The following is a 21546-nucleotide window of genomic DNA, read 5'->3' on the forward strand; positions in this document are numbered from 1 at the left end:
TTATTCCAAACGAGGCAAGGGCGGAACTATTAATCCTTGAGCAGCAGMGATCATCTCCGTCGTAAGGAGGGGCAGAATGTCTACTTCAAGAATTCTTAAAGTTGGCGCGTACAGGTTCTCGAAGCGTATGCCCCAACCATCTGCGACTGCTCTCTTTTGCTCACAGCGGAGGTGTGCAGCTGTGCAAATAAGCTTTGCTACGAGTTTGGGGTCATCGAGTACGACTATCGATCCGGGGCACGTGCTGCAGCCATAGAATTTGTCGCATGCTCGCCCCTTTTGACTGCCTGGAGCTAAACCCGAATACGGATCTCTGCAGTTGAACCCGAACAATGTCGGCGCATGCTGAGCTTTAGAGACTGGTGCAAGGTCACTTTCTCGGGTCAACGCTCGGGCGTTCGCAACGAGCATTCCAGAAAATTTAACAATCTTGCTTTCATGATGGCGCTTGATCAGGGAGGAACTCAAATAACCCTGCGTCGTTTTACTGCGTTTGTGACCTAAGCGCTGCCTCGCATCTTCAATATCTCCATTTTTCAAATATTCTTCTTCTGCAATAGTTGGACGGAGTTCACGAAAGGTGAACCTGGGCAGACCGTGTCGTTCAATAAAGGCATCGAGCATATGATGCAGATGTTGTGCGCATGGACGCGCTACCCCGTGAGTCGACATCCCAATAAATAAACTGTCTTGATCTTTTAACTTTGCCTGAGCAATGAGGTTTTCATTGAGGTCTTTCAGCTTTTTAACGAGACCTGCCGCAGACCACTCCCGCTTGAGCGAGTATCCTGCGAACTGCTCGGAATGCCCTCGCGTTTTCTGCCACACGAACAAAACAAAGTCTGGTTTCGTCGGATGAGGAATGAAGCAATCACGCTTAACCTGATGTATTGCGTCCCGATTGCCTCCCGTTTCGGCAAGAATTGCCAAGTAAAACGGAAATATGTGCTCTTGAGATAAAAAGAGATGCGAATAGAGGTTACGAGCTCCAAGAAGCTTCACCTTATTGAACATTTTTGGCGCAGCTTTGCGGATTTCTTCCTTATTGACATAACGACCATGCCCAATGTCAATGAGTGCTCGAAGTATTTCACCCAAATCACTCGGGTTGCCTTTAAATGCTTCCGATATGGCCTCGCGCCCCTTCCTGAGCCTGCCCTCTGCCGCTTCAATATCTAGACGGCAAGCCTCAAGGATCTTGACTTTGGTCTCAGACGATACGGCCTTGCCTGCCGCTTGTTTCTCGTAACGGAATCCGACCACGGTTAGATCGATACCGCTTGGAACGCCCCCAGTATTGTTTCGCGCTGCGTATGCGAGCAACATACGGACAAGATTGAGTGTGGGCTGGCTTGTCGTGTTTTTCCGTTCGCTTTTAGCAAGCCAAGTGACAAAAGCATGCAACTCGTCCGGTGAGAGCTTATTTACGAGACCTTCCGGGTGCGCCTCCTTCAGGTATGTGCAGAAGACTTTTACTCTGGAGAAGTTCGTCTTGAGCGTTGAAGGTTCGAGATGGCCAAATTGTGCTTTGAATGCGCTGTAGAAAGATTCTTGGAGCAGCTTTCCCACTGGAAGCTCATGAAATCTTAGCTCCAATTGAACGTCGCCATGAGCATCCAACACCGTGAAAACGCGGTCGACTTTCAATCCGCCACTCATGGGGTCCACTCCTCTGGTATTAGTGTTTCCCCCAAATGCTGTACTGCTGCAGCTGAAAAGCCACGCTTTGCGCGAATGTAAATCTCGCTAGTCGACTGTTCTGCATGGCCCAGCAGGTCTTGCAACACCTTCATCGGGTTCAACGGGGCGCCATCATCAACAAGTTCAGGTAACCAGTCCAGTACCATCATTGCGAAGGCGTGCCTTAAATGATGAAGAGTCGCTTGTGACCCAACGCTGTTTGCCACCGCCCGAAACGCGCGGGATAAGTAATTTCGTGCAATAGGGGCACCATTGGTATTCAAAAATAGGAAGTCGTTTTCCTCTCCGTTACTTCCCCCCGGACGGTCCCATTTAACCCACCAAGCGGACTCGCGAATTAGAGGTATCGGAACGTGAACCCATTTGGATTTGCCCCCTTTTCTTGTAACTCTCACTCTTGCCGTCACGTCGTTGGCTTTGATGTTTTCAAGAAGAAACGACAGATCCTTAAGGCGAAGATTGCAAATCTCCGCTCGTCGCAATCCGGTGCAAATAGCCCAAGAAAACAATAATCGCCAAGGCTGATTGGCCCGCGTGCGAATTTTCAACCAGTCGTCAATGCCGATGTACCTCGGTTCCTCGTGATTCACAATTGGGGACAAAGGTCGGCGGTGGTCAGGAGTTTTTCCCGCGAGACGATCAAGGAAATACGCACCTAGCGAGCTTCTAAGTCGGCCGGTGGACTGCCCCCAAGCATGGAAGTAACCAACTACCTGTATCCGAAGATGGACGGTGCTTGAGGCCCATTTCTTAGCTCGGACAATTTCAAGCCGATAGGCGGCGAAGTCCTCTTCAGTCGCTCCTTTGGGGTCCAAGCCCTCCAAGCCCTGTTCAGCCAAATACTTGAGCCAAGGAAGTAGGCTTTTGGCATAGGTTTGTCCTGTATCACCCCAGATACTTCGACTATGTAGGGATACCTTTGCTAGGAATAGGCACGCTTCTTTCACAGGGCAGCCATCACTCAAGATAAAAAATAGCCGCGATTCAAAATAGAGCTTCAGATTTGAACTGTCACTCACTTCCTTGGCAAATCCCGTGGAATGCAAAAGCTGAGCTGCTTGTTGCTCGAGCAATTCCTTAGTGCGGAAACGCTCTGAAGGCGTAAATTCAACTAACTTAAAGTGGGACATCAATTTCGGGTGCTGTAAAAGGCTCCACGTTACGAGAGCTGGAGCGTAAATAAAGGTACGGTACAGTATGTTGAAGGTAATGCCTGAATTCCCGCGCGCCGCACTGGAAGCGCTGCGTGAACCGCTGGAGTCCGGCACCATCACGATTTCCCGGGCGGCACAGCGCGCCGAGTTTCCGGCGCGCTTTCAGCTGGTCGCCGCCATGAACCCCTGCCCCTGCGGCTACCTCGGCTCCAGCCTGCGCGCCTGCCGCTGCTCGCCCGACCAGGTGTCCCGTTACCAGGGCAAGCTCAGCGGCCCCCTGCTGGACCGGATCGACCTGCATGTGGAAGTCGGTGCACTGGCCGCCGATGAACTGGTGAACACGCCGCCCGGCGAGGGCACCGTCTCAATCCGGGGCCGGGTGGTCCAGGCCCGCGAGCGGGCCATCACCCGGCAGGGCAGCACCAACCAGGCCCTGGAAGGCCAGGCAATTGATGCGCAATGCCAGCTCGATGACGCGGCGGCGAAATTCCTGAACACCGCCGCCACGCGGCTGGGCTGGTCAGGTCGCAGCATTCATCGGTGCCTGAAGGTGGCAAGAACGATTGCGGACCTGGCGGGTGCGGCCACGGTGCAGGTCACGCATGTAGCCGAGGCGGTGCAGTACCGCCGCGCGCTCAAGGCCGCTCATTGAACCTGGCGCGAGGGGGGGCGATCGGGTCTGCGCCGCGCGACGCCAGCAGACTACTGGCCGGGTGGCGCCGGGGCGTCATTCACCAGTGCCAGGACCCGCAGCCTCCGCTGAGGCTGCAGGTGCGTGATGGCTCCGCCCCCGGAGTGCCGTGGCAAACGAAGCACCGGGCTTTCCCTTCCAACCCGTTGCAACAAGGCGCTCGCTGCGCGCTGCTTCCAGGACGGCCGGCAGGTCCGCTTCCAGCAGGGCGAGGGGGCTTTGGCCGTTCAACCAGACGCAAGGCTGGACAAACCAGACGGCAAGCGCCAAGCAGTCAAACGCGCCCCCCAGTTCGGCGCGCACCTTCCGGGGCGCCTGCCTGATCGACAGGTCGCGAAAGTCAAACTGGAACATCGGAATCCAGAAGTTGCCCTGCCATTCAAAACCAAAAATATTGCCCGAGATGATCAGCTTTGCCAGGCTCACAGCATTTCCAAGCTGGCGCTTCTCCAGCCAGCCGGCGAGATCGCTCTCGCGCACCGCCCCACCTGAGGCCTGACACCCTGCACGCACCGCTGCGAAATCGCGATCGCCAGCGAGACCGGCGTTTTTTTCATCCGGCGCCTGCGTCACCTGCTCAATCGATGTACCCATGGCTCAGCGATTCCCGTGATTTCAGTGCGTGACCGGATCGCCCGGAACAGGCTGCGGCTCAGGGAAGCGGCCGGGCCGCTGAGCCATTCAGGAGGGCCAGCTCCCGTTCCAGCTGGCCGCAGCGATCGCGTTCCCGCATCAGCGCCGTGTGTAATTGCTCCAGCGCCTCCACACATTCCAGCACTATGGCCTGAACCCGACCCGCTGCGTGATGCGGCTGCAACTCGGGCATGACGGCAAGCCGCTCGCCTACCGTTTGCCTCAGCCTTGATTCGACGGCGCGGAACATGGCGTCCCAGTCATCGTTCGCAATCTCGCGCGACTGCCCGGGCAGCAATGCGCTTGCCGCAAGCAAGGCAACACCGTCGACTGTGTCAGTGTCATGGCCCCTGGCACAGGCGAAAGGGATGTTGATCGCGGCGGCAGCTCCGGCGTGGTGACTCCTTGGGTCTGGCCCGGCCCCCCCGGAAATCGGCATGGTCGACGCCAGGTACGCCAGGTTCGCGGCCCCGGGCGCCCAATCAGGTTTTGCGTGGATCATGGCACACCTCGGACTAAGTTAGGTTGATTCATCACGCTGCAACAGCGGTCAGGTGCCTCGACCAGGTACACGGCTGGCAATATCGCACTGGTTTCTTATAGCAAGTCGCGAGCCGTGCGTCGGTGCGCTAACGAACAAAACCGGGAACAGGCAAACCCGGGTGCTCGCCCCCTCCCGCAATAGCGACCGCCCTTTCAGAGATCCGCCGAGCGTCCCCGGACCAGGCCTGAAGGCCTGAAGGCCTACGGCGCGACGGGGATGGGCCGTCCAGCAGTTCGGCATAGGACTGCCGGCCAGCGGCATAACAGCCACATGCCGCGGCTTCGAGCCCGCTGCGGTCCAGCACCCTGAAGTCGCCGCGGTGGTATTCGATGAGGCCGCTGCGCTGCAAAGCACCGGCAGCCGCCGTGACGCCGACGCGGCGCACACCGAGCATGTAGGCGAGAAATGCTTGCGTGACATGAAAGCTGTCGGAGTGGGCACGGTCCTGGGTCATCAGCAGCCAGCGCGCCAGGCGCGGGCCGATCAGGTGAAAGCGCAGGCACGCAGCCGATGCGGCCTGCTGGGCCATGAGCACATAGAGGTAGTGATTGAGGCCGCGCTGCAGTGCCGCACTGCCTGCAAGCTCTGTGCGGAAGGCGCCGGTTCCTATGCGCCAGGCCGCACCCGGGCCTTGCACCAGCGCATGCAAGGGCGAGGTGACCACGCCCAGGGCCACCTGCGCGCCCAGCATGCCCTCGCGGCCCACCATGCCCACTTCCACGCCGGGGCTGCCGTCAAGCAGCGCCACCAGCGAAATAAAGCCCTCGGTGGGAAAGTAGACATGGCGCGTTGGCGTGCCGGGCTCGCACAGCACTTCGGACAACGCCAGCTGGACGGGCTCGCAAATGGCCAGCAGCCGCAGGCGGTCCTTGCGGGGAAGCCGCTCTATCAGATGGTTCTGGACGGTGGCCAAAATGGCTCTCCGGTGTGCTGCCGGCCCTCTCAGGTGTCGGGGGCGAGCATGGCGCGCTGCTGCGAGATGCAGTGTAGGTCGATGTACCGAGTATGCGCCACGCACCGCCGCGCCACTGTATGCCAGCGCACACACGGCGCGATGATGCCAGTGTGTGGCCCGACCTGAGGCGGCTGTTGAGCAGGGCCCTGCTGCTCCCGGCTCAGGGCTTGCCTTAGCTCGCAAACTGCCGTGGCAGCAACCGGTCGTATTCCTTCTTGACCACCGCATAGCACTCGCAGGTGCGATTTTCCAGCCCCTGGCGGTCCAGCACCGAGATGCGGCCGCGCGCATAGCTGATCAGCCCGGCCTTTTGCAGCTTGAGCGCGCCCTCCGTCACACCTTCGCGGCGCACGCCGAGCATGTTGGCGATCAACTCCTGTGTCATCACCAACTCGTTGCCCTGCAGGCGGTCCAGGCTCAGCAGCAGCCAGCGGCACAGCTGCTGGTCCAGCGAATGGTGGCGGTTGCACACCGCGGTTTGCGCCATCTGCGTGATCAGCGCCTGGGTATAGCGCAGCATCAGGTGCAGCACCGGCGTTTTTTTAAACTCGTCTTTCATCAACTGCGCCTTCAGCCGAAAACCCTGGCCAGCGCTTTGCACCACCGCACGACTGGGCGTGGACTCGCCGCCCATGAACAGCGAAATGCCAACGACGCCCTCGTTGCCCACGACGGCAATCTCGGCCGAGGCGCCGTTTTCCATCACATACAGCAAAGAGACGATGGCTGTCGTTGGAAAATACACGTGGCTCAATGTGCCACCCGACTCGTACAGCACCTGGCCCAGCGGCATTTCGACAACTTCCAGTTGCGGCAGCCAGCGCTTCCACTCGGCGTCTGGCAGGGCGGCGAGCAGCTGGTTTTTTTTGGGGTCGGGGGAAATGGCCATCACAAAACTCCGGGGCGGGGTCTGACTTCGAAAACTACCTCTGGCAGAGGTTTTTGGTAGCGCCTTGGACTATATGCAGCCAGACCCCATGTTGTATGTTCGATAGCGCACATACAAGCCGCCTATTCGACTTTATATGTTCGATACCGAACATACAAGAGAAGAGATCGGGCAGCCGGAAAAAAGCGCTCTCCAATCGGACTCAGGTTGCGCCTGGCTCAATCCAGGCGCAACCCGCCAAAAACTCAAGCTATTTTTGAGGGTAATACTGCTAAAAATTAGCCTTGTCAACAGCCTGGCCGGACTGATGTGCCCGATGTCTGACGCCGTCCAGGGACAAAAAAAAGCGCCAGGCGAAAGCTGATGGCAGCTTTCGCCTGACGCGGGGGATGGCTTGCAGGTCTGTCAGATGGCCAGGATTGCCACCGATCTCGCCGTCATGCTGTTCAGGAGCCTGTCGGGCTTGATCAACGCCCCTGGTATTCCGGTGCAGGTGCAGGCTGCGCGGCCACCGGCGCCGGTGGCGGCTTAGGGCCGTAGGTTGCGCCATCGCTGGTGCGCAGGGTTGCGCCTTCCACGGTCACACGGCTGCCAACTGCGGGCGCGTGCGCCACTTCCACGGTGCGGCGCGACCCGTCTTCCATGTGCACGCCGACCTGGTAGACAGTTTCCTTGCGTACCTGGCCTTCTATCGCATTGCCGGCAAAGCCGCCGCCGACCGCGCCCAGGATGGTGGCGGCAGTCCGTCCGCCGCCATGGCCCACCTGGTTGCCCAGCACGGCACCCAGCACCCCACCAGCCACGGCGCCCACGCCGGGGCCGGCCGGCTTGGCGGAACGTACCACCGGCGTGACCGATTCAACGGAACCACACACCGCGCACACCGCTGGTGCCGCCGCCATGACGGGGGCCGGCGCGGCAGACGGCGCGGGAGAAACGCCCGAGTAGCTCGGTGCCGGAGCCGGTTTGGGTTGGGGTTTGACCACTTTTTTGGCCGGTGCGGGCGCAGCGGCAGGCTTGGCGGGTGCAGCCGCCGGCTTTTCAATCAGGTCGTCGGCTGCATTGGCGGAAGCAGCAGGCCCGGCCAGTTGCGGCGCGGCGGGGGCCTGGGGTGTCGTCACGGCCGCCACACTGGCAGCAGGGGGCTGGGCACGCTGGTTGTACAGCATGGTGGCCCCCATGCCGAGCACCGCCACACCGAGTATGCCGATCGCGGCCCACAAGGGCTTGCTGCCAGACGAGGCCGGTTGCTGGCCGGGCTGGAGGTTATCGACGGAGGTGTTCATGGGGTATCCCTTCTTTTGTTAAACAGATCCCGGGACGGCAGCAAGCTGCATGAACGCAAGCTGGTGCCCTTCGCCGTTCACTCATGAACGTCCGAGACAGCCTAAAGGTACACAGACCGCGCCAACGACACGTGTTTTTTTGTAAATACAGGCAATGCGGCGGTAAACACACGGTAAACAGGACGGTAGGAGCGCAGCCGGGAGCCGGCCGCCCTCGTGTCGTCCTGGCCGGCCCTGCCGCCTCACAAATTGGGCGCCAGCAAGCGTTGCAATTCTTCCGCTTTTGCACCGCGCCGCCGGGCCAGATCCTGCAGCTGGTCGTCACCGATCTTGCCCACGTTGAAATACGTGCTTTCGGGATGGCTCAGGTAAAAGCCGCTGACGCTGGCCGCCGGCGTCATGGCCAGGCTCTCGGTGAGGGCCATGCCCACCTCGCCCGCCTTGAGCAACGCAAACATATCGCCTTTGACGCTGTGGTCCGGGCAGGCCGGGTAGCCGGGTGCCGGGCGGATGCCCTGGTATTTTTCGGCGATCAGCGCTTCTGCGCCCAGCGACTCGGCCGGCACATAGCCCCACAAATCCTTGCGCACGCGCTGGTGCATGGCCTCGGCAAATGCTTCTGCCAGCCGGTCAGCCAGCGCCTTGAGCATGATGGACGAATAGTCATCATGGTCGTCAAGAAAGTATTTCTCCTTCTTCTCGGCGCCCAGGCCGGCGGTGACGGCAAAGAGCCCGATGTAGTCGGCAATTCGAGCGTCTTTCCGGCCCGAATCCGGGACAGCAGCTGCGCGAGCGGCCATCACATCAGGCGCGAGCACCTTGGGTGCGACAAAGTCGGCCAGGCAGCGGCTGGGCCGCATCACGCCGTCCACCGCGGTTTTCTCCGCCTGCTGGCGCAGGCCGTACCAGGTCATGGCCACCTCGCTGCGCGACTCATCGGTGTAAATCTCGATGTCGTCGCCCACGCTGTTGGCAGGATACAGGCCAATCACCCCGCTGGCGGTGAGCCAGCGGCCCTCGATCAGGCGCTTGAGCATGCGTTGCGCGTCGGCATACACCCGCACCGCCTCGGTACCGACCACCTCGTCCTTCAGGATGGCTGGGAACGGGCCCGCCAGGTCCCACGTCTGGAAAAACGGGCCCCAGTCGATGAACTGCGCAAGCTCGGCCAGGTCGAAGTTTTTGAAGACGCGCCGGCCGATGAACTTGGGCACGGGCGGCGTGCAGTTCGCCCAGTCGATGGGCGTTTTGTTGGCGCGGGCCTTGGCCAGCGGCCACATCGGTGTCTGCTTCTTGTTGGCGTGCTGGGTGCGCACCTTGTCGTAGTCCGCCCTCAACTCATCAATGTATTTGGTGGCCTGGTCGGACAGCAGGCTTTGCGCCACGCTCACGCTGCGCGAGGCATCGGGCACATAGACCACCGGGCCTTCGTAATGGGGGGAAATCTTCACCGCCGTGTGCACCCGGCTGGTGGTGGCGCCGCCTATCAGCAGCGGGATTTTCTTGATGCGGAAATGGTCGTCCTTCTGCATCTCGCTTGCTACGTACTGCATCTCTTCCAGGCTGGGCGTGATCAGGCCGGACAGGCCCACGATGTCGGCACCCTCGACCTTGGCGCGCGCCAGGATCTCGTGGCAGGGCACCATCACGCCCATGTTGACCACTTCGAAGTTATTGCACTGAAGGACCACGGTCACGATGTTCTTGCCGATGTCGTGCACGTCGCCCTTGACGGTGGCGATGATGATCTTGCCCTTGGTCTTCACGTCGCCACCGGCGGCTTCCAGCAGCAATTTTTCGGCTTCGATGTAAGGCAGCAGATGCGCCACCGCCTGCTTCATCACCCGGGCGCTTTTGACCACCTGCGGCAGGAACATCTTGCCCTGGCCGAACAGGTCACCCACCACGTTCATGCCGTCCATCAGCGGGCCTTCGATCACATGCAGCGGCCGGCCGCCTTCGGCCTTGATGGCCTGCCACATTTCCTCGGTGTCTTCGGTGATGAACTCGTTCATGCCCAGCACCAGCGCGTGCGACAGGCGCTCGCGCACCGGCAGCGCGCGCCACTCGTTTTTCTTGCTGTCGTCCCTGGCGCCGCTTTTGGCGCTTTCCGCGACTTCGATGAGGCGCTCACTGGGTGTGAGTTCAGGCTCACCCGGCTTGTAAACCGGCTGGCGGTTGAGGACCACGTCCTCGACGCGCTCGCGCAGCGTCGGCTCCAGGTCGTCATAGACGCCCACCATGCCGGCGTTGACGATGCCCATGTCCATGCCGGCCTGGATCGCGTGGTACAAAAACACCGTGTGAATGGCTTCACGCACCGGGTCGTTGCCGCGGAAGCTGAAACTCACGTTGGACACGCCACCCGACACCTTGGCGCCCGGCAGGTTGGCCTTGATCCAGCGTGTGGCATTGATGAAATCGACCGCGTAGTTGTTGTGCTCTTCAATGCCGGTGGCAATGGCAAAGATATTGGGGTCAAAGATGATGTCTTCGGGCGGAAAACCGACCTCATCGACCAGCACGCGGTAGGCACGCTCGCAGATCTCGATCTTGCGCTGGTAGGTGTCAGCCTGGCCCTGCTCGTCAAATGCCATCACCACGGCCGCCGCGCCGTAGCGCTTGAGCAGCTTGGCCTGGTGCTTGAAGGGCTCCAGCCCCTCCTTCATGGAAATCGAGTTGACGATGCCCTTGCCCTGGATGCAGCGCAGGCCGGCCTCGATCACGCTCCACTTGGAGCTGTCGATCATGATGGGCACGCGGGCAATGTCGGGTTCGCTGGCGATCAGGTTCAAAAAGCGCACCATGGCGGCCTGGCTGTCCAGCATGGCCTCGTCCATGTTGATGTCGATGATTTGCGCACCGTTTTCCACTTGCTGGCGCGCCACGACCAGGGCCTGCTCGTACTCGCCATTCAAAATCATGCGGGCAAAGGCCTTGGAGCCGGTGACATTGGTACGCTCGCCGATGTTGACAAAGAGCGTGCCCTCCCCGATAGCCACAGGCTCCAGGCCGGACAGTTTCATGGGAGGAACAGCGATGGGATCTTGAATTTCGGACATGCACTCACCTTTTGGGCTCAAGGTGAGCGTCGTTGCTGCGGCGCCTCGGGGGAGGCGCCGGTAACCCAAGCCTGACGAATGAATGCTTCGCTGCAACGCTCCTTGGGTTACCATTATTTTAAGGGCAGGCAGCAGCCGGCGCCATGCCTCACAATAAATCCGCAAAATCCATGTTTGAAACCCTGTTTGGCGACAAGAAAAAGGCGGCGACCGGTCCACCCGAGCTGATGCGGCCAGAAGAACGCATGCGTGCGGTTGAAGGCTCCAGCACGGCCGAACTGGCGGCCAGCCTGCTGATTGCGCCAACGGCACTGATGCAGCTCACGCCCGAAGAGGCGCTCACCGTGGTGAGCTACATGGCTCCGCAAAAAATTGCCGCAGGCACCACCTTCATCGCCGAAGGGGACAAAAGCGAAACCGACTACATGCTGCTGGTGCTCGAGGGCGAGGTCACCGTGGAGAGCATCATGGTCAGCCGCCGCACGCCCGTCACCGTGTCGGTGCTGGGGCCGGGCAGCCTGGTTGGCGAGATGGGGCTGGTCGATGGCCGGGCCCGGCTGGCGTCCTGCACGGCCAGCACCGACGTGCGGTGTGCGATTTTGTCACGCGCCGCCCTCGAAACACTCAGTATTGATGAGCCCCGCACAGCGGCCAAGCTGATGTTTGCGGTGTCGCTGCGGATTGCCGAGCGGCTGCGCGACGCCACCGAAAAACTCAAGAAATACAGCCAGCTCACGCAGGCCATGCAGCAGGAAATCGATCACCTGCTGCCGGACGACTGACACCCGGACTGACGCCTCACGCGAACAAAAGCAAAAAGCGCGGAGCCCGCCAGCCCGCGATCCAAGCCCGCCTAAGCCGCCTCGGGGTAGAAGAAGCGGGAAGCGACTGCCCGTGAAGGCAGGGGCGCCACCGCATTCGCAATGGCCTGGATATGCTCGGGCGTGGTACCGCAGCAGCCGCCCACGATGTTGACCAGCCCCTCGTCGGCAAACTCGCGCAGCAGGCGCGAGGTCACATCGGGCGTTTCGTCGAAGCCGGTGTCGCTCATGGGGTTGGGCAAGCCGGCATTGGGGTAACAGCTGATGAAGGTGTCGCCGGCCACGCGTGCCAGCTCCTGGATATAGGGGCGCATCAGCGTGGCGCCCAGCGCGCAATTCAGACCAATCGCCAGCGGCCGGGCATGGCGCACGCTGTGCCAGAAGGCGGTCACGGTCTGGCCGCTCAGGATGCGGCCCGACGCGTCCGTGACGGTGCCGCTGATGATGAGGGGCAGGCACTCGCCGGAATTGTCGAAATACTCGTCTATCGCAAACAGCGCCGCCTTGGCGTTGAGTGTGTCAAATATGGTTTCGACCAGCAGCACATCGCTGCCGCCCTTGACCAGCGCTTCGGTCTGCTCGTAATAAGCCTTGCGCAGTTCTTCAAAGCTGGTGTTGCGCGCACCCGGATCGTTCACATCGGGGCTGATGCTGGCGGTTTTGGGTGTCGGGCCCAGGGCGCCCACCACGAACCGCGGTTTGTCGGGCGTGGAAAACTTGTCGCAGGCGGCACGCGCGATGCGGGCCGACTCGTAGTTCATCTCCACGGCCAGGTCCGCCATGTCGTAGTCGGCCTGGGCTACCGTGGTGGCGCCAAAGGTGTTGGTCTCTATCATGTCGGCGCCGGCGGCGAGGTAGCCTTCATGGATGTCGCGGATCACGTCGGGACGGGTCAGGCTGAGCAGTTCGTTGTTGCCCTTGACGTCTTTGTGAAAATCCTTGAAGCGCTCGCCGCGGTACTGGGCTTCGTTCAACTTGAAGCGCTGGATCATGGTGCCCATCGCGCCGTCGAGGATGGCTATGCGTTGTTCCAGGATGGCTGGCAGTTGCTGTCCGCGGGTGTAGATGATTGGCTTCATGCCCCGATTTTAAGGTGCGGCGGTTTTTTCAGCAGGCTCCTGAATAGCGTCCCTGTTTTCCGCCAGAGCCGCCCTACCCTTCGCAAGAGCTCTGCACCAGCCGGGGCCGCGGGACTGGCTTCGCCAGACCGCAGGCGCAGCGCCCCCTCGGGGGGCAGCGAACCACATGCAGTGGGGAGCGTGGGGGCTCTATTCCACCAGCAGGGGCCGCGGAACCGGCTTCGCCGGGCCGCAGGCGCAGCGCCCCCCGAGGGGCTGGAGCCTGCGGCTCCAATCCTGCTTGAGCAGGATTGGACAGGCGACAGAGGCGAAGCGTCCCGCGAGCCGCGGCCTGCAAGGCCTCGCGCATTACACGAAGTGAAAAGCGTGGGGGCCTTAGACGACAATAGCGGGCATTGGCTCACCGCACATGAAAAACCTCCAACCCAAAGAAGCCTGGACCTGGCTGCAGGCGCACCCCGACACCCTGTTCGTGGACGTGCGCATGGAAATCGAGTCGCTGTATGTCGGCCGCCCGCCCGGTGTGGTCCATGTGCCGTGGTATGAATACCCCGACCTGCAGCCTGATCCGCAGAGATTTGCCGAAGCTGTGGTTCGCGAGGCCTCCGGCAAAAACCAGCCGGTGTTGCTGATCTGCCGCTCCGGCAAGCGCACGCTGGATGCCGGCAAGGCGCTGGAGGCCGCCGGATTTTCCGACGTGCAGCATGTGGTGCATGGCTTTGAAGGGGAGCTTGACGAGCAGTTTCGCCGATCAACACTCTCGGGCTGGCGCTTTGACGGCCTGCCCTGGGAGCAGATGTAGCTGCATTTGGCATCAAATCAGCCGCCAGCCTTGGCTTCATCTGAACCATTGGCTATCACTTTTATAGCAACCCAGCCTCCTGAACATCCTCTTGTCTTCATTGCCTGTTTCTTCATCCCGGTCTTCATCGCGGCCGACCCCGTTGGACGTTCTGGGTCAGGTCTTTGGCTACTCCGATTTCCGCGGCCCGCAGGAAGCCATCGTGGACCACGTGGTGCAAGGCGGCGACGCGCTGGTGCTGATGCCGACCGGCGGCGGCAAGTCGCTGTGTTACCAGATCCCGGCCATCGTGCGGCAAAACGCCGGCCATGGCGTGACGGTGGTGATTTCGCCGCTGATTGCGCTGATGCACGACCAGGTCGGCGCGCTGCACGAAGCCGGCGTGTCCGCCGCGTTTTTGAATTCAACGCAAAGCTTTGAAGAAAGCAGCCAGCTTGAAAAACAGCTGCTGCGCAACGAACTGACGCTGCTGTATGCGGCGCCCGAACGTATCAACACGCCGCGCATGAAGGGCCTGCTGGCCTCGCTGCACGAGCGCGGCCTGCTCAGCCTGTTTGCGATTGACGAGGCGCATTGCGTGAGCCAGTGGGGCCATGATTTCCGGCCCGAATACCGCTCCCTGAGCCTGCTGCACGAGACCTTTCCCGATGTGCCGCGCATCGCGCTCACGGCCACCGCCGACGCCCTGACGCGGCAGGACATGATAGAGCGGCTCAAACTCGAAGATGCGCGCGAGTTTGTCAGCAGCTTTGACCGGCCCAACATCCGCTACACCATCGTTGAAAAAGCCGACCCGACGCGCCAGCTGCTGCGCTTCATCGAGTCCGAGCATGAGGGCGAGGCCGGCATTGTGTATTGCCAGTCCCGCAAGCGCGTGGAGGAAATCGCCGAAACCCTGCAGGATGCCGGCCTGAAGGCGCTGGCCTACCACGCCGGGCTGGACGCCTCGCTGCGCCAGCAGCGGCAAGACCGCTTCCTGCGTGAGGACGGCATCGTCATGGTGGCGACGATTGCCTTCGGCATGGGCATTGACAAGCCCGACGTGCGCTTTGTCGCGCACCTGGACATGCCGAAAAACATCGAGGGCTACTACCAGGAAACGGGCCGGGCCGGCCGTGATGGACTGCCCGCCAACGCCTGGATGGTCTACGGCCTGCAGGATGTGGTGAACCAGCGCCGCATGATAGACACCAGCGAGGCCGCCAGCGAAGAGTTCAAGCAGGTGATGCGCGGCAAGCTCGATGCACTGTTGAGCCTGGCCGAAGACACGCGCTGCCGCCGCGTCAGCCTGCTGCATTACTTTGACGAGGAAAGCCGGCCTTGCGGCAACTGCGACAACTGTCTCAGCCCGCCGGCCGTATGGGACGCCACCGAGGCCGCCCGCAAGATGCTCAGCTGCATCTACCGCGTGCAGCAGGCCAGCGGCATCAGTTTTGGCGCCGGCCACATCATGGACATCCTGCGCGGCAAGGCCACCGAGAAGGTGGCCCAATACGGCCACGACAAGCTCAGCACCTTCGGCATTGGCACCGATCTGGCCGAGGCGCAGTGGCGCAGCGTGCTGCGCCAGCTGATCGCGAAAAACATGGTCCGCGTGGACACGGAAGCCTTCAGCACCCTGCAACTGCTGCCCGATGCGCGGCAGGTGCTCAAGGGCGAAGTCAGCGTGGTGCTGCGCGAGCAGGCCCTGGGCGGCAAAACCGACCGCCGCAAGCGCGTGACCAAGACCTCCGTCAAGGGTCTGGCCGAAGCCGCGCTCAATGCCGGCGCGCTGGAGCGGCTGGCCAGCCTCAAGGCCTGGCGCGCCGAGGTGGCGCGCGAACACAACTTGCCGGCGTTTGTGATTTTTCACGACGCCACACTGCGCGCCATTGCCGAGCGGGCACCGCAGAGCCTGCGCGACCTGGAAGGAATCAGCGGCATCGGCGCGAAGAAGCTGGAGGCTTATGGCGCCGAGGTACTGCGGGTCTGCACGTCGCCGTGAGCAAGGCGCTCCGGCATCCGGCATGCCGCTGCAGACAGGCAAGCCGGCCGGCCGGCCGATAGCCTTTAGCCCTCCAACAAAAAATGAGTCCAATGAAAACAGGCCGCATGCGCCACAGATCCAGTCGCACAGCAACGCGCGGAATGCTCGCCTGGCTCTATCTGCCTGCCTTACTGCCTGCCTTGCTGCTTGCCTTGCTGGTCGCCACGGCCATGCAGGCGGCGCATGCCCAGGCAGCGCCGACGCCAGCGCCTGTTCTGGTGCTGCACGCTGACACCCGTCCCGTCAACCTCGATCCATCGCTGGAGTTCCTGCTCGACACCAACGGCCGGTTCACGGTCGAACAACTCGACAACCAGCCTGGCCTGCCGTTTGCGCCGGTGGTGCACGGTCAACGCCACCTGATCGAAAACGGCTCGCTGTGGTTGCGTTTTGATGCCGCCAGCCAGAAGCCGGATGCGCATTGGCGGCTCACCGTGCCACTGCCCGGCGTGGACGACGTCAGCCTCTACTACCGTGATGCGGCAGGCCAATGGGTCACGCAACAGGCCGGTGACACCCGGGCGATGAGCCAGTGGGCGCAGCCGGGGCGTTATCCCATCTTCAGCCTGAGCCCCGAGGCCGGCAAGCCCGTGCGTTACTACGTGCAGATACGCCATCCCCGCGTGCCCTATTCGGCGCTGCCGCGCATTGTGAGCGACGTGCAGCTCATCAACGCCAGCCAGGCGGAACACCTGGTGCTGGGCATTTATTTTGGCCTGGCCGCGCTGGTGATCACGCTGGCGCTGGCCAATGCGCTGACTTACCGGGATGCGGGTTTTGGCACCTACGCCCTGTACATCGCAACGTTTGCGGCATCGCAGGCCTCCTTCACCGGCGTGGCCGGGCTGTACTGGTGGCCGGAATGGTCCAACTCCAGCATGGCCACCGTGCTGCTGTTGCCCTCTGCGGCCGCCAGTGCCATGTGGTTTGTGCGAACGGTGACCCTGCCCCGGCGTTTTACCCGCACCCTGGACCTGGCCATGCTGGCGCTGATGATCCTGCTCCCGCTGGGGGGCCTGGTTGACGCGGTAGCACCCACACCAACGAGCTACCTGGTGATGAACAGCCTGATCGGCCTGAGCATGGCTGTGCTCTTCACTGTCGTCGGGGTGGCGCTGGTCGCCGGCGACTATCACACGCGCTGGGTGGCCGCCGGCTTCCTGCCCGTGCTGCTGTCCGCCGCCTTCCCGCTGCTGCGCAACCTGAGCGTGATCCCCTCCAGCTTCCTGAGCGATTACGCCCTGCTGCTGGGCTCTGCCATTGAAGTGCCCATCCTGTTTTATGGACTGCACCGCCGGGTTTCGCAACGCCGCAACCTCACGGCCCGCGCCTCAGGGCTCGACAGCCACGACGCGCTCACGGGCCTTCACTCGGCACGGGTGTTTCTGGCCAAGCTGCGACACGCCTTGAGCACCGCCGAGCGTCACCAGCTGCCCTTCGGGATGCTGCTGGTCAACCTGTCCAACCTGGCCAGTCTCCAGAAAACCCACGGCCAGGAGACAGCGGATCGTGCCGTCGTAATGGCGGCGGCGCGCATCGGTGCGGCAGCCCGCTCGAGCGACACGGTGGCGCGCATCGGGGACGCCCAGTTTGCCCTGCTGATGGAGGGGCCCACCAGCGCGGAAGCCGCCAATGGCATGGCCACCAAAATCCTCGCCAGCGGCCTGCGGCATTCGAACCAGCTGCCCGATGCGGAACCCCTGCAGTTTCACATTGCCGTCGGGCATCTGGGCGGCCGGGCCAGCGCGGCACAGCCGGAAGCGGACAGCTGCCTGGCGCACATGGTGCAGGCCGTCACGGGCATGGACCATGGCTCACGCAAAACCATCCGGCTCGTCAAATTCTGAAATGCTGATCAGTGCAAAAAGCCCATGTTGCGCGACTCCCGCACTTCGGGCTTGATACGGTGCTCGGCTTCGAGCTGGCTCATGAATTCGTCAGGGCCGAACACGGCGCCCAGGATGTCAATCTGGCGTTTGACGGCCGCAAAGTCACCAGGGCACAGCTGTGACAGCTTGCCCAGCCTCTCCTGCAAGGCGGCGGTGAGCAACGCGGCATCGCCGGCCAGCGCTTCGACCACGAACATCTTTTCGCGCTGCTCGCGCGTCAGCGGCATGAACTTGATCTTGAAGGTAAAGCGCCGCAAGGCGGCCTGGTCCAGGCTGTCCATCAGGTTGGTGGTGCAGATGAAGATGCCGGCATAGCGCTCCATGCCCTGCAGCATTTCATTGACCTCGGTCACCTCGTAGGTGCGCTGGGCGCCGCGCCTGTCCTGCAGAAAGCTGTCGGCCTCATCGAGCAGCAGCACGGCCTTCTCGGCCTCGGCCTCGCGAAACATGGCCGCCATGTTCTGCTCGGTCTCGCCCACGTACTTGCTCATCAAATCGCTGGCCTGCTTGATGATGAGCGGCTGGTCCAGCGTTTTGGCGATGTGTTCGGCCAGCGCGGTTTTGCCGGTTCCGGGCGCGCCGTAAAAGCACAGGCAGCCGTGGCCCCGGCTTTTCAGCGCCTCGACGATGCGCGGCACCTCAAAACGGGACTCGACATGCAGCATCGCCAGGTCGTAAGTCGTCACGCTGCGACGGCCCGCCGCTTCCGCCGGATTGCCCAGTGCGACATCGGCGTTCTTGAGTTGCCGCTCGATCAGCGACTCCATCAGGGCGGGCCGGCCGCCCGCCAGAAGGGCTTTCAGCCCCTCGGCATCGGCCTGGGCATCCATCTTGTCCGGTGGCGCGCTGGCCAGCTGGGCAAACCGCACTGCCGTGCGTATCTGCGCCGGCGTCAGGCCCTTGCGCGCGGTGAGTTTCTGCACAAACGCCTCGCTGACCTGCACGCCTTCCAGCGTCTTGCGCACCACACCCTCGCGCGCACCGGGCGGCGGCGAGCGAAGCTCGAGGTGGTAGGCAAAGCGGCGGCGGAAGGCCGGGTCGATCTGCTCGATGCGGTTGGTCACCCAGAGCGTGGGCACGGTGTTGGACTCCAGGATCTGGTTGACCCAGGCCTTGCCGCTGACCGAGCCGTTGGCGGCACTGGCGGGCGCCAACTGTTCGGAGCGCGCCATGAACTGCGCGGCTTCGCTGGAAATCGGCGGGAACACGTCCTCCACCTCGTCGAACAGCAGGGCGGAATGCGTGCTGCCCTTCAGGAACACCTGGGCGATTTGCAGCGACCGGTAGCGGTCGCGCCCGCTCAGCGAGTTGCCGTCGCGGTCGGCATATTCGACTTCAAACAGGTCCAGCCCGGCAGCATGCGCCACCACCTTGGCCAGTTCGGTCTTGCCGGTGCCGGGCGGTCCGTAGAGCAGCACATTGACGCCCTGCTCCCGGGCGGCGACCGCATTGCGCAGCAGGGACACCAGCACCTGGGCGTCGTCCTGCACAAAGGCAAAGTCCGCGAGACCGAGGCTGCTGCGTGCAGCGGGCCGGGTGAAGACCGCCATCAACTCGTTCTGATCGCGGTATTCGCGCATCAGCACGGGCGGCAGCTTTTCGCTGACCTTCATCAAGTCGGCCAGGTCCGTGATGTTGTGTTCGGAAATCAGGTTTTCGACCATGCCGATGCGCTCCAGCCGCGAGCCGGCGCGTAGCGCCTCGGCCACCTCGGGTGCCTTGACGCCGGCCACGTCGGCGATGGCGGCATAGGCCTCGGGCGCGTTGCTGACCTTGAACTCGACCAGCAGCGAGCGCAGGTCGCGCTGGTAGCGTGCCAGCGTGCCATACAGCAGCAGCGCGCGCTCGGCCCGGTTGAGCTGCAGCAGGTTGGCCAGCGCATCGATGTTTTTCTCGACCAGCGTGGACTGCTTTTTCAGCGCGTGCGTCAGCCACTCGCCGGTGGCGGCCAGCACGGACAGCAAATCCTTGGGCTGGTCCTTGGCGTGTTCATCCAGGTAGAAGAACAGCGTGCCCTCTTCATACGGACCGCGCCAGGCGCCGTGGCGCGCCATGAACTCGGCGTCGCTCAGGGTTTCGTGGCCGCGCCACAGTTCGTTGTCCTTGCAGCGGCGCCCCAGAAATTCACGCAGGCGCTGCATCGCCGGCAGCGGCCAGACCAGGTGGCGCCCCGACAAGGACAGCAGGCTGTTGAGGTCGCGCCGTACATTGAACTTGGCGCCCTGGCGGGCGGCCAGGGTCAGCACAAAGTGCGAGCACATGAGATCGAGCACCGGCGCTTCTTTCAGGCCGGGAGACAACAGCCACTGCTGCTCACTCGCGGAACGCTTGCTCATGGACAAACCTCCAGTTTGCAAAAACCTTTGACGCAAACCCTGCCCTAAATACACACCATAACGCAGCTTGAAGCATCATGGAAGACGCTACTTGAAGACCGTCATGTGAAATGTGCCACACATGCAGCAGAAAATAACACGTTCAGGGCACACAATCTGCCCAGGAGAACTTTCATGCTCAGTCTGATCGATATTGAACAAGCCGCCCAGCGCCTGCAGGGCCATTTGCTGGACACCCCCTGCGTCGAGTCGAAGACGCTGTCGCAGCTGACCGGCGCGCAGATCTACCTGAAGTTTGAAAACCTGCAGTACACGGCCTCTTTCAAGGAGCGTGGCGCGTGCAACAAACTTGCGCAACTCTCAGGCGACGAACGGCGCCGCGGCGTGATCGCCATGAGCGCCGGCAACCATGCTCAGGGTGTGGCTTATCATGCCCAGCGCCTGGGCCTGCGCGCCGTCATCGTGATGCCGCGCTTTACCCCGGGCGTGAAGACCGAGCGCACCCGCGGCTTTGGCGCGGAGGTGGTGCTGCATGGCGACACGCTCGAGGAGTCGCGCGCCCATGCGCTGATGCTGGCCGAGCGCGAGGGCCTGGTCTTTGTGCACCCCTATGACGACGAAGCCATCGTGGCGGGTCAGGGTACCGTCGGGCTGGAAATGCTGCACGCCGTCCCCAGCCTGGACACGCTGGTCGTCGCCGTGGGCGGCGGCGGGCTGATCGCGGGCATGGCCACCGCCGCCAAGGCCCTGAAGCCCGAGATTGAAATCGTGGGGGTGCAGACCTCGCGCTTCCCGGCCATGGTCAACGCCGTCAAGGGCACGCGACACCCGCAGGGCACCAGCACCATTGCCGAGGGCATCGCCGTGGGCACGCCCGGGGTGATCCCGCAGGCCATCATTGCAAAGCTGGTGGACGACCTGGTGCTGGTCGATGAAGGGGATATCGAGCAGGCCATGGTGATGCTGCTGGAAATTGAAAAAACCCTGGTCGAGGGTGCGGGCGCAGCCGGGCTGGCGGCGCTGCTCAAATACCCGGCGCGTTTTGCCGGCAAGAAGGTCGGGCTGGTGCTGTGCGGCGGCAATATCGACCCGCTGCTGCTGGCGGCCATCATCGAGCGCGGCATGGTGCGTGCCGGACGGCTGGCCCGCATCAAGGCCAGTGTGCGGGATGTGCCGGGCTCGCTGGCCAGGATCACCGCGACCGTGGCCGACGCGGGCGCCAACATCGACGAGGTACACCACCAGCGCGCCTTCACCACGCTGTCGGTCCAGAACGTGGAGATTGAACTGGTGATCCAGACACGCGGGCGCGAGCACATCGCGCAGGTGCTGGCGGCGCTGGCCGCGGCCGGTTTTGAGGCGTCCGAGCAGCACTGAGCGTCCGCCGCCCCATGACCGCCACCGTCCCGCTGCCGCTGCCGCTGGCGGGAGGGGACTCGCCGGACTAGGGCCTGTGAACGCTATTTATGCAAGATGCGTTGCGAGTCAAAAAGGCCATGAGCAAGGCGCAAAACGCAGGCGGGGTAGACCCCGCCAAGGCTTTGCAACGCCGCGCAGGGCCTTTTTGATCGCAACCCGAAGGGAATGGGGTGAAAACAGCGCCACTCTGCGTTGCGCTCCTAGCCCAGACGCCCGGTCTGGGCGTCGTCGCGCGCCTTGATTGGCGCTGTTTTCACCC

16 protein-coding genes, 1 pseudogene and 1 riboswitch are annotated in these 21546 nt (G+C 62.4%); of the genes and pseudogenes, 7 read left to right on the forward strand and 10 right to left on the reverse strand.

Annotated features, from left to right (window positions below; translation table 11 throughout):
- Complete coding sequence (locus AC1DUB_RS25890) at nt 1–1659, reverse strand: hypothetical protein (protein ID WP_477732000.1); 1659 nt, start codon at nt 1657–1659, stop codon at nt 1–3.
- Nucleotides 1656–2831: a tyrosine-type recombinase/integrase gene (locus AC1DUB_RS25895; protein ID WP_477732001.1), complete on the reverse strand. Its 1176-nt coding sequence runs from the start codon at nt 2829–2831 to the stop codon at nt 1656–1658. The genes AC1DUB_RS25890 and AC1DUB_RS25895 overlap by 4 nt, the downstream gene beginning before the upstream one ends.
- 70 nt (nt 2832–2901) lie before the next feature.
- Here AC1DUB_RS25895 and AC1DUB_RS25900 point away from each other — a divergent pair.
- Nucleotides 2902–3507: pseudogene (locus tag AC1DUB_RS25900) on the forward strand (ATP-binding protein); the annotation flags it as partial.
- A 75-nt stretch (nt 3508–3582) separates the two neighbouring features.
- Here the strand turns inward: AC1DUB_RS25900 and AC1DUB_RS25905 are convergent.
- From AC1DUB_RS25905 to AC1DUB_RS25920, 4 genes are all read right to left on the reverse strand, one after another.
- Nucleotides 3583–4140 carry a hypothetical protein gene (locus tag AC1DUB_RS25905; RefSeq protein WP_477732002.1) on the reverse strand — a complete coding sequence of 186 codons (558 nt, stop codon included), beginning with the start codon at nt 4138–4140 and terminating at the stop codon, nt 3583–3585.
- A 58-nt stretch (nt 4141–4198) separates the two neighbouring features.
- Nucleotides 4199–4681 (reverse strand): basic helix-loop-helix domain-containing protein, encoded by a 483-nt coding sequence (locus tag AC1DUB_RS25910; RefSeq protein WP_477732003.1) that lies wholly within the window; start codon nt 4679–4681, stop codon nt 4199–4201.
- A gap of 127 nt (nt 4682–4808) precedes the next feature.
- Entirely contained in the window at nt 4809–5636 is an 828-nt protein-coding gene (locus AC1DUB_RS25915) for a Crp/Fnr family transcriptional regulator (RefSeq protein WP_477732004.1), read from the reverse strand.
- A 214-nt stretch (nt 5637–5850) separates the two neighbouring features.
- Nucleotides 5851–6567, reverse strand: a complete 717-nt coding sequence (locus AC1DUB_RS25920) for a Crp/Fnr family transcriptional regulator (protein ID WP_477732005.1) — start codon at nt 6565–6567, stop codon at nt 5851–5853.
- 136 nt (nt 6568–6703) lie between these two features.
- Here AC1DUB_RS25920 and AC1DUB_RS25925 point away from each other — a divergent pair, with 136 nt between their 5' ends.
- Complete coding sequence (locus tag AC1DUB_RS25925; protein WP_477732006.1) at nt 6704–6931, forward strand: hypothetical protein; 228 nt, start codon at nt 6704–6706, stop codon at nt 6929–6931.
- 103 nt (nt 6932–7034) lie between these two features.
- Here AC1DUB_RS25925 and AC1DUB_RS25930 read toward each other — a convergent pair whose 3' ends face one another.
- Nucleotides 7035–7853, reverse strand: a complete 819-nt coding sequence (locus tag AC1DUB_RS25930; protein WP_477732007.1) for a glycine zipper 2TM domain-containing protein — start codon at nt 7851–7853, stop codon at nt 7035–7037.
- 242 nt (nt 7854–8095) lie between these two features.
- The gene (gene metH / locus AC1DUB_RS25935) at nt 8096–10915 is read right to left on the reverse strand and encodes a methionine synthase (protein ID WP_477732008.1); all 2820 of its coding nucleotides are present in this window, start codon (nt 10913–10915) and stop codon (nt 8096–8098) included.
- Between the two features lie 17 nt (nt 10916–10932).
- Nucleotides 10933–11025: riboswitch (S-adenosyl-L-homocysteine riboswitch) on the reverse strand.
- A 33-nt stretch (nt 11026–11058) separates the two neighbouring features.
- Between metH and AC1DUB_RS25940 the strand changes: the two genes are divergently transcribed.
- Entirely contained in the window at nt 11059–11697 is a 639-nt protein-coding gene (locus AC1DUB_RS25940; RefSeq protein ID WP_477732009.1) for a cyclic nucleotide-binding domain-containing protein, read from the forward strand.
- A 71-nt stretch (nt 11698–11768) separates the two neighbouring features.
- On the opposite strand, the gene AC1DUB_RS25945 is transcribed toward AC1DUB_RS25940, so the two are convergent.
- A complete protein-coding gene (locus AC1DUB_RS25945; protein WP_477732010.1) occupies nt 11769–12815 on the reverse strand; it encodes a homocysteine S-methyltransferase family protein in 1047 nt (348 codons plus the stop codon).
- 409 nt (nt 12816–13224) lie between these two features.
- Between AC1DUB_RS25945 and AC1DUB_RS25950 the strand changes: the two genes are divergently transcribed.
- The 3 genes from AC1DUB_RS25950 to AC1DUB_RS25960 all read left to right on the forward strand — a co-directional run bounded on the left by AC1DUB_RS25950 (nt 13225) and on the right by AC1DUB_RS25960 (nt 17490).
- Nucleotides 13225–13617, forward strand: a complete 393-nt coding sequence (locus tag AC1DUB_RS25950; RefSeq protein ID WP_477732011.1) for a rhodanese-like domain-containing protein — start codon at nt 13225–13227, stop codon at nt 13615–13617.
- 91 nt (nt 13618–13708) lie between these two features.
- Entirely contained in the window at nt 13709–15601 is a 1893-nt protein-coding gene (gene recQ, locus AC1DUB_RS25955) for a DNA helicase RecQ (protein WP_477732012.1), read from the forward strand.
- Between the two features lie 143 nt (nt 15602–15744).
- Nucleotides 15745–17490, forward strand: coding sequence for a sensor domain-containing diguanylate cyclase (locus tag AC1DUB_RS25960; protein WP_477732013.1), 1746 nt, complete (start codon nt 15745–15747; stop codon nt 17488–17490).
- 8 nt (nt 17491–17498) lie between these two features.
- Here AC1DUB_RS25960 and AC1DUB_RS25965 read toward each other — a convergent pair whose 3' ends face one another.
- Nucleotides 17499–19868: an ATP-binding protein gene (locus tag AC1DUB_RS25965; RefSeq protein WP_477732014.1), complete on the reverse strand. Its 2370-nt coding sequence runs from the start codon at nt 19866–19868 to the stop codon at nt 17499–17501.
- 174 nt (nt 19869–20042) lie between these two features.
- Between AC1DUB_RS25965 and AC1DUB_RS25970 the strand changes: the two genes are divergently transcribed.
- On the forward strand, nt 20043–21245 hold the full coding sequence (locus tag AC1DUB_RS25970; RefSeq protein WP_477720250.1) for a threonine ammonia-lyase: 1203 nt from the start codon (nt 20043–20045) through the stop codon (nt 21243–21245).
- The last annotated feature ends 301 nt before the right edge of the window (nt 21246–21546 follow it).

This window comes from Polaromonas sp. P4_F9, from assembly GCF_056401235.1.

Excerpts from the sequence above, each read along its gene's own strand:
- AC1DUB_RS25895 (WP_477732001.1), bottom strand. The coding sequence starts at position 2,831 with ATGTCCCACTTTAAGTTAGTTGAATTTACGCCTTCAGAGCGTTTCCGC.
- AC1DUB_RS25960 (WP_477732013.1), top strand. The coding sequence starts at position 15,745 with ATGCTCGCCTGGCTCTATCTGCCTGCCTTACTGCCTGCCTTGCTGCTT.
- metH (WP_477732008.1), bottom strand. The coding sequence starts at position 10,915 with ATGTCCGAAATTCAAGATCCCATCGCTGTTCCTCCCATGAAACTGTCC.
- AC1DUB_RS25945 (WP_477732010.1), bottom strand. The coding sequence starts at position 12,815 with ATGAAGCCAATCATCTACACCCGCGGACAGCAACTGCCAGCCATCCTG.
- AC1DUB_RS25920 (WP_477732005.1), bottom strand. The coding sequence starts at position 6,567 with ATGGCCATTTCCCCCGACCCCAAAAAAAACCAGCTGCTCGCCGCCCTG.
- AC1DUB_RS25930 (WP_477732007.1), bottom strand. The coding sequence starts at position 7,853 with ATGAACACCTCCGTCGATAACCTCCAGCCCGGCCAGCAACCGGCCTCG.
- AC1DUB_RS25905 (WP_477732002.1), bottom strand. The coding sequence starts at position 4,140 with ATGGGTACATCGATTGAGCAGGTGACGCAGGCGCCGGATGAAAAAAAC.
- AC1DUB_RS25950 (WP_477732011.1), top strand. The coding sequence starts at position 13,225 with ATGAAAAACCTCCAACCCAAAGAAGCCTGGACCTGGCTGCAGGCGCAC.
- AC1DUB_RS25910 (WP_477732003.1), bottom strand. The coding sequence starts at position 4,681 with ATGATCCACGCAAAACCTGATTGGGCGCCCGGGGCCGCGAACCTGGCG.
- AC1DUB_RS25965 (WP_477732014.1), bottom strand. The coding sequence starts at position 19,868 with ATGAGCAAGCGTTCCGCGAGTGAGCAGCAGTGGCTGTTGTCTCCCGGC.
- AC1DUB_RS25970 (WP_477720250.1), top strand. The coding sequence starts at position 20,043 with ATGCTCAGTCTGATCGATATTGAACAAGCCGCCCAGCGCCTGCAGGGC.
- AC1DUB_RS25925 (WP_477732006.1), top strand. The coding sequence starts at position 6,704 with ATGTTCGATACCGAACATACAAGAGAAGAGATCGGGCAGCCGGAAAAA.
- AC1DUB_RS25940 (WP_477732009.1), top strand. The coding sequence starts at position 11,059 with ATGCCTCACAATAAATCCGCAAAATCCATGTTTGAAACCCTGTTTGGC.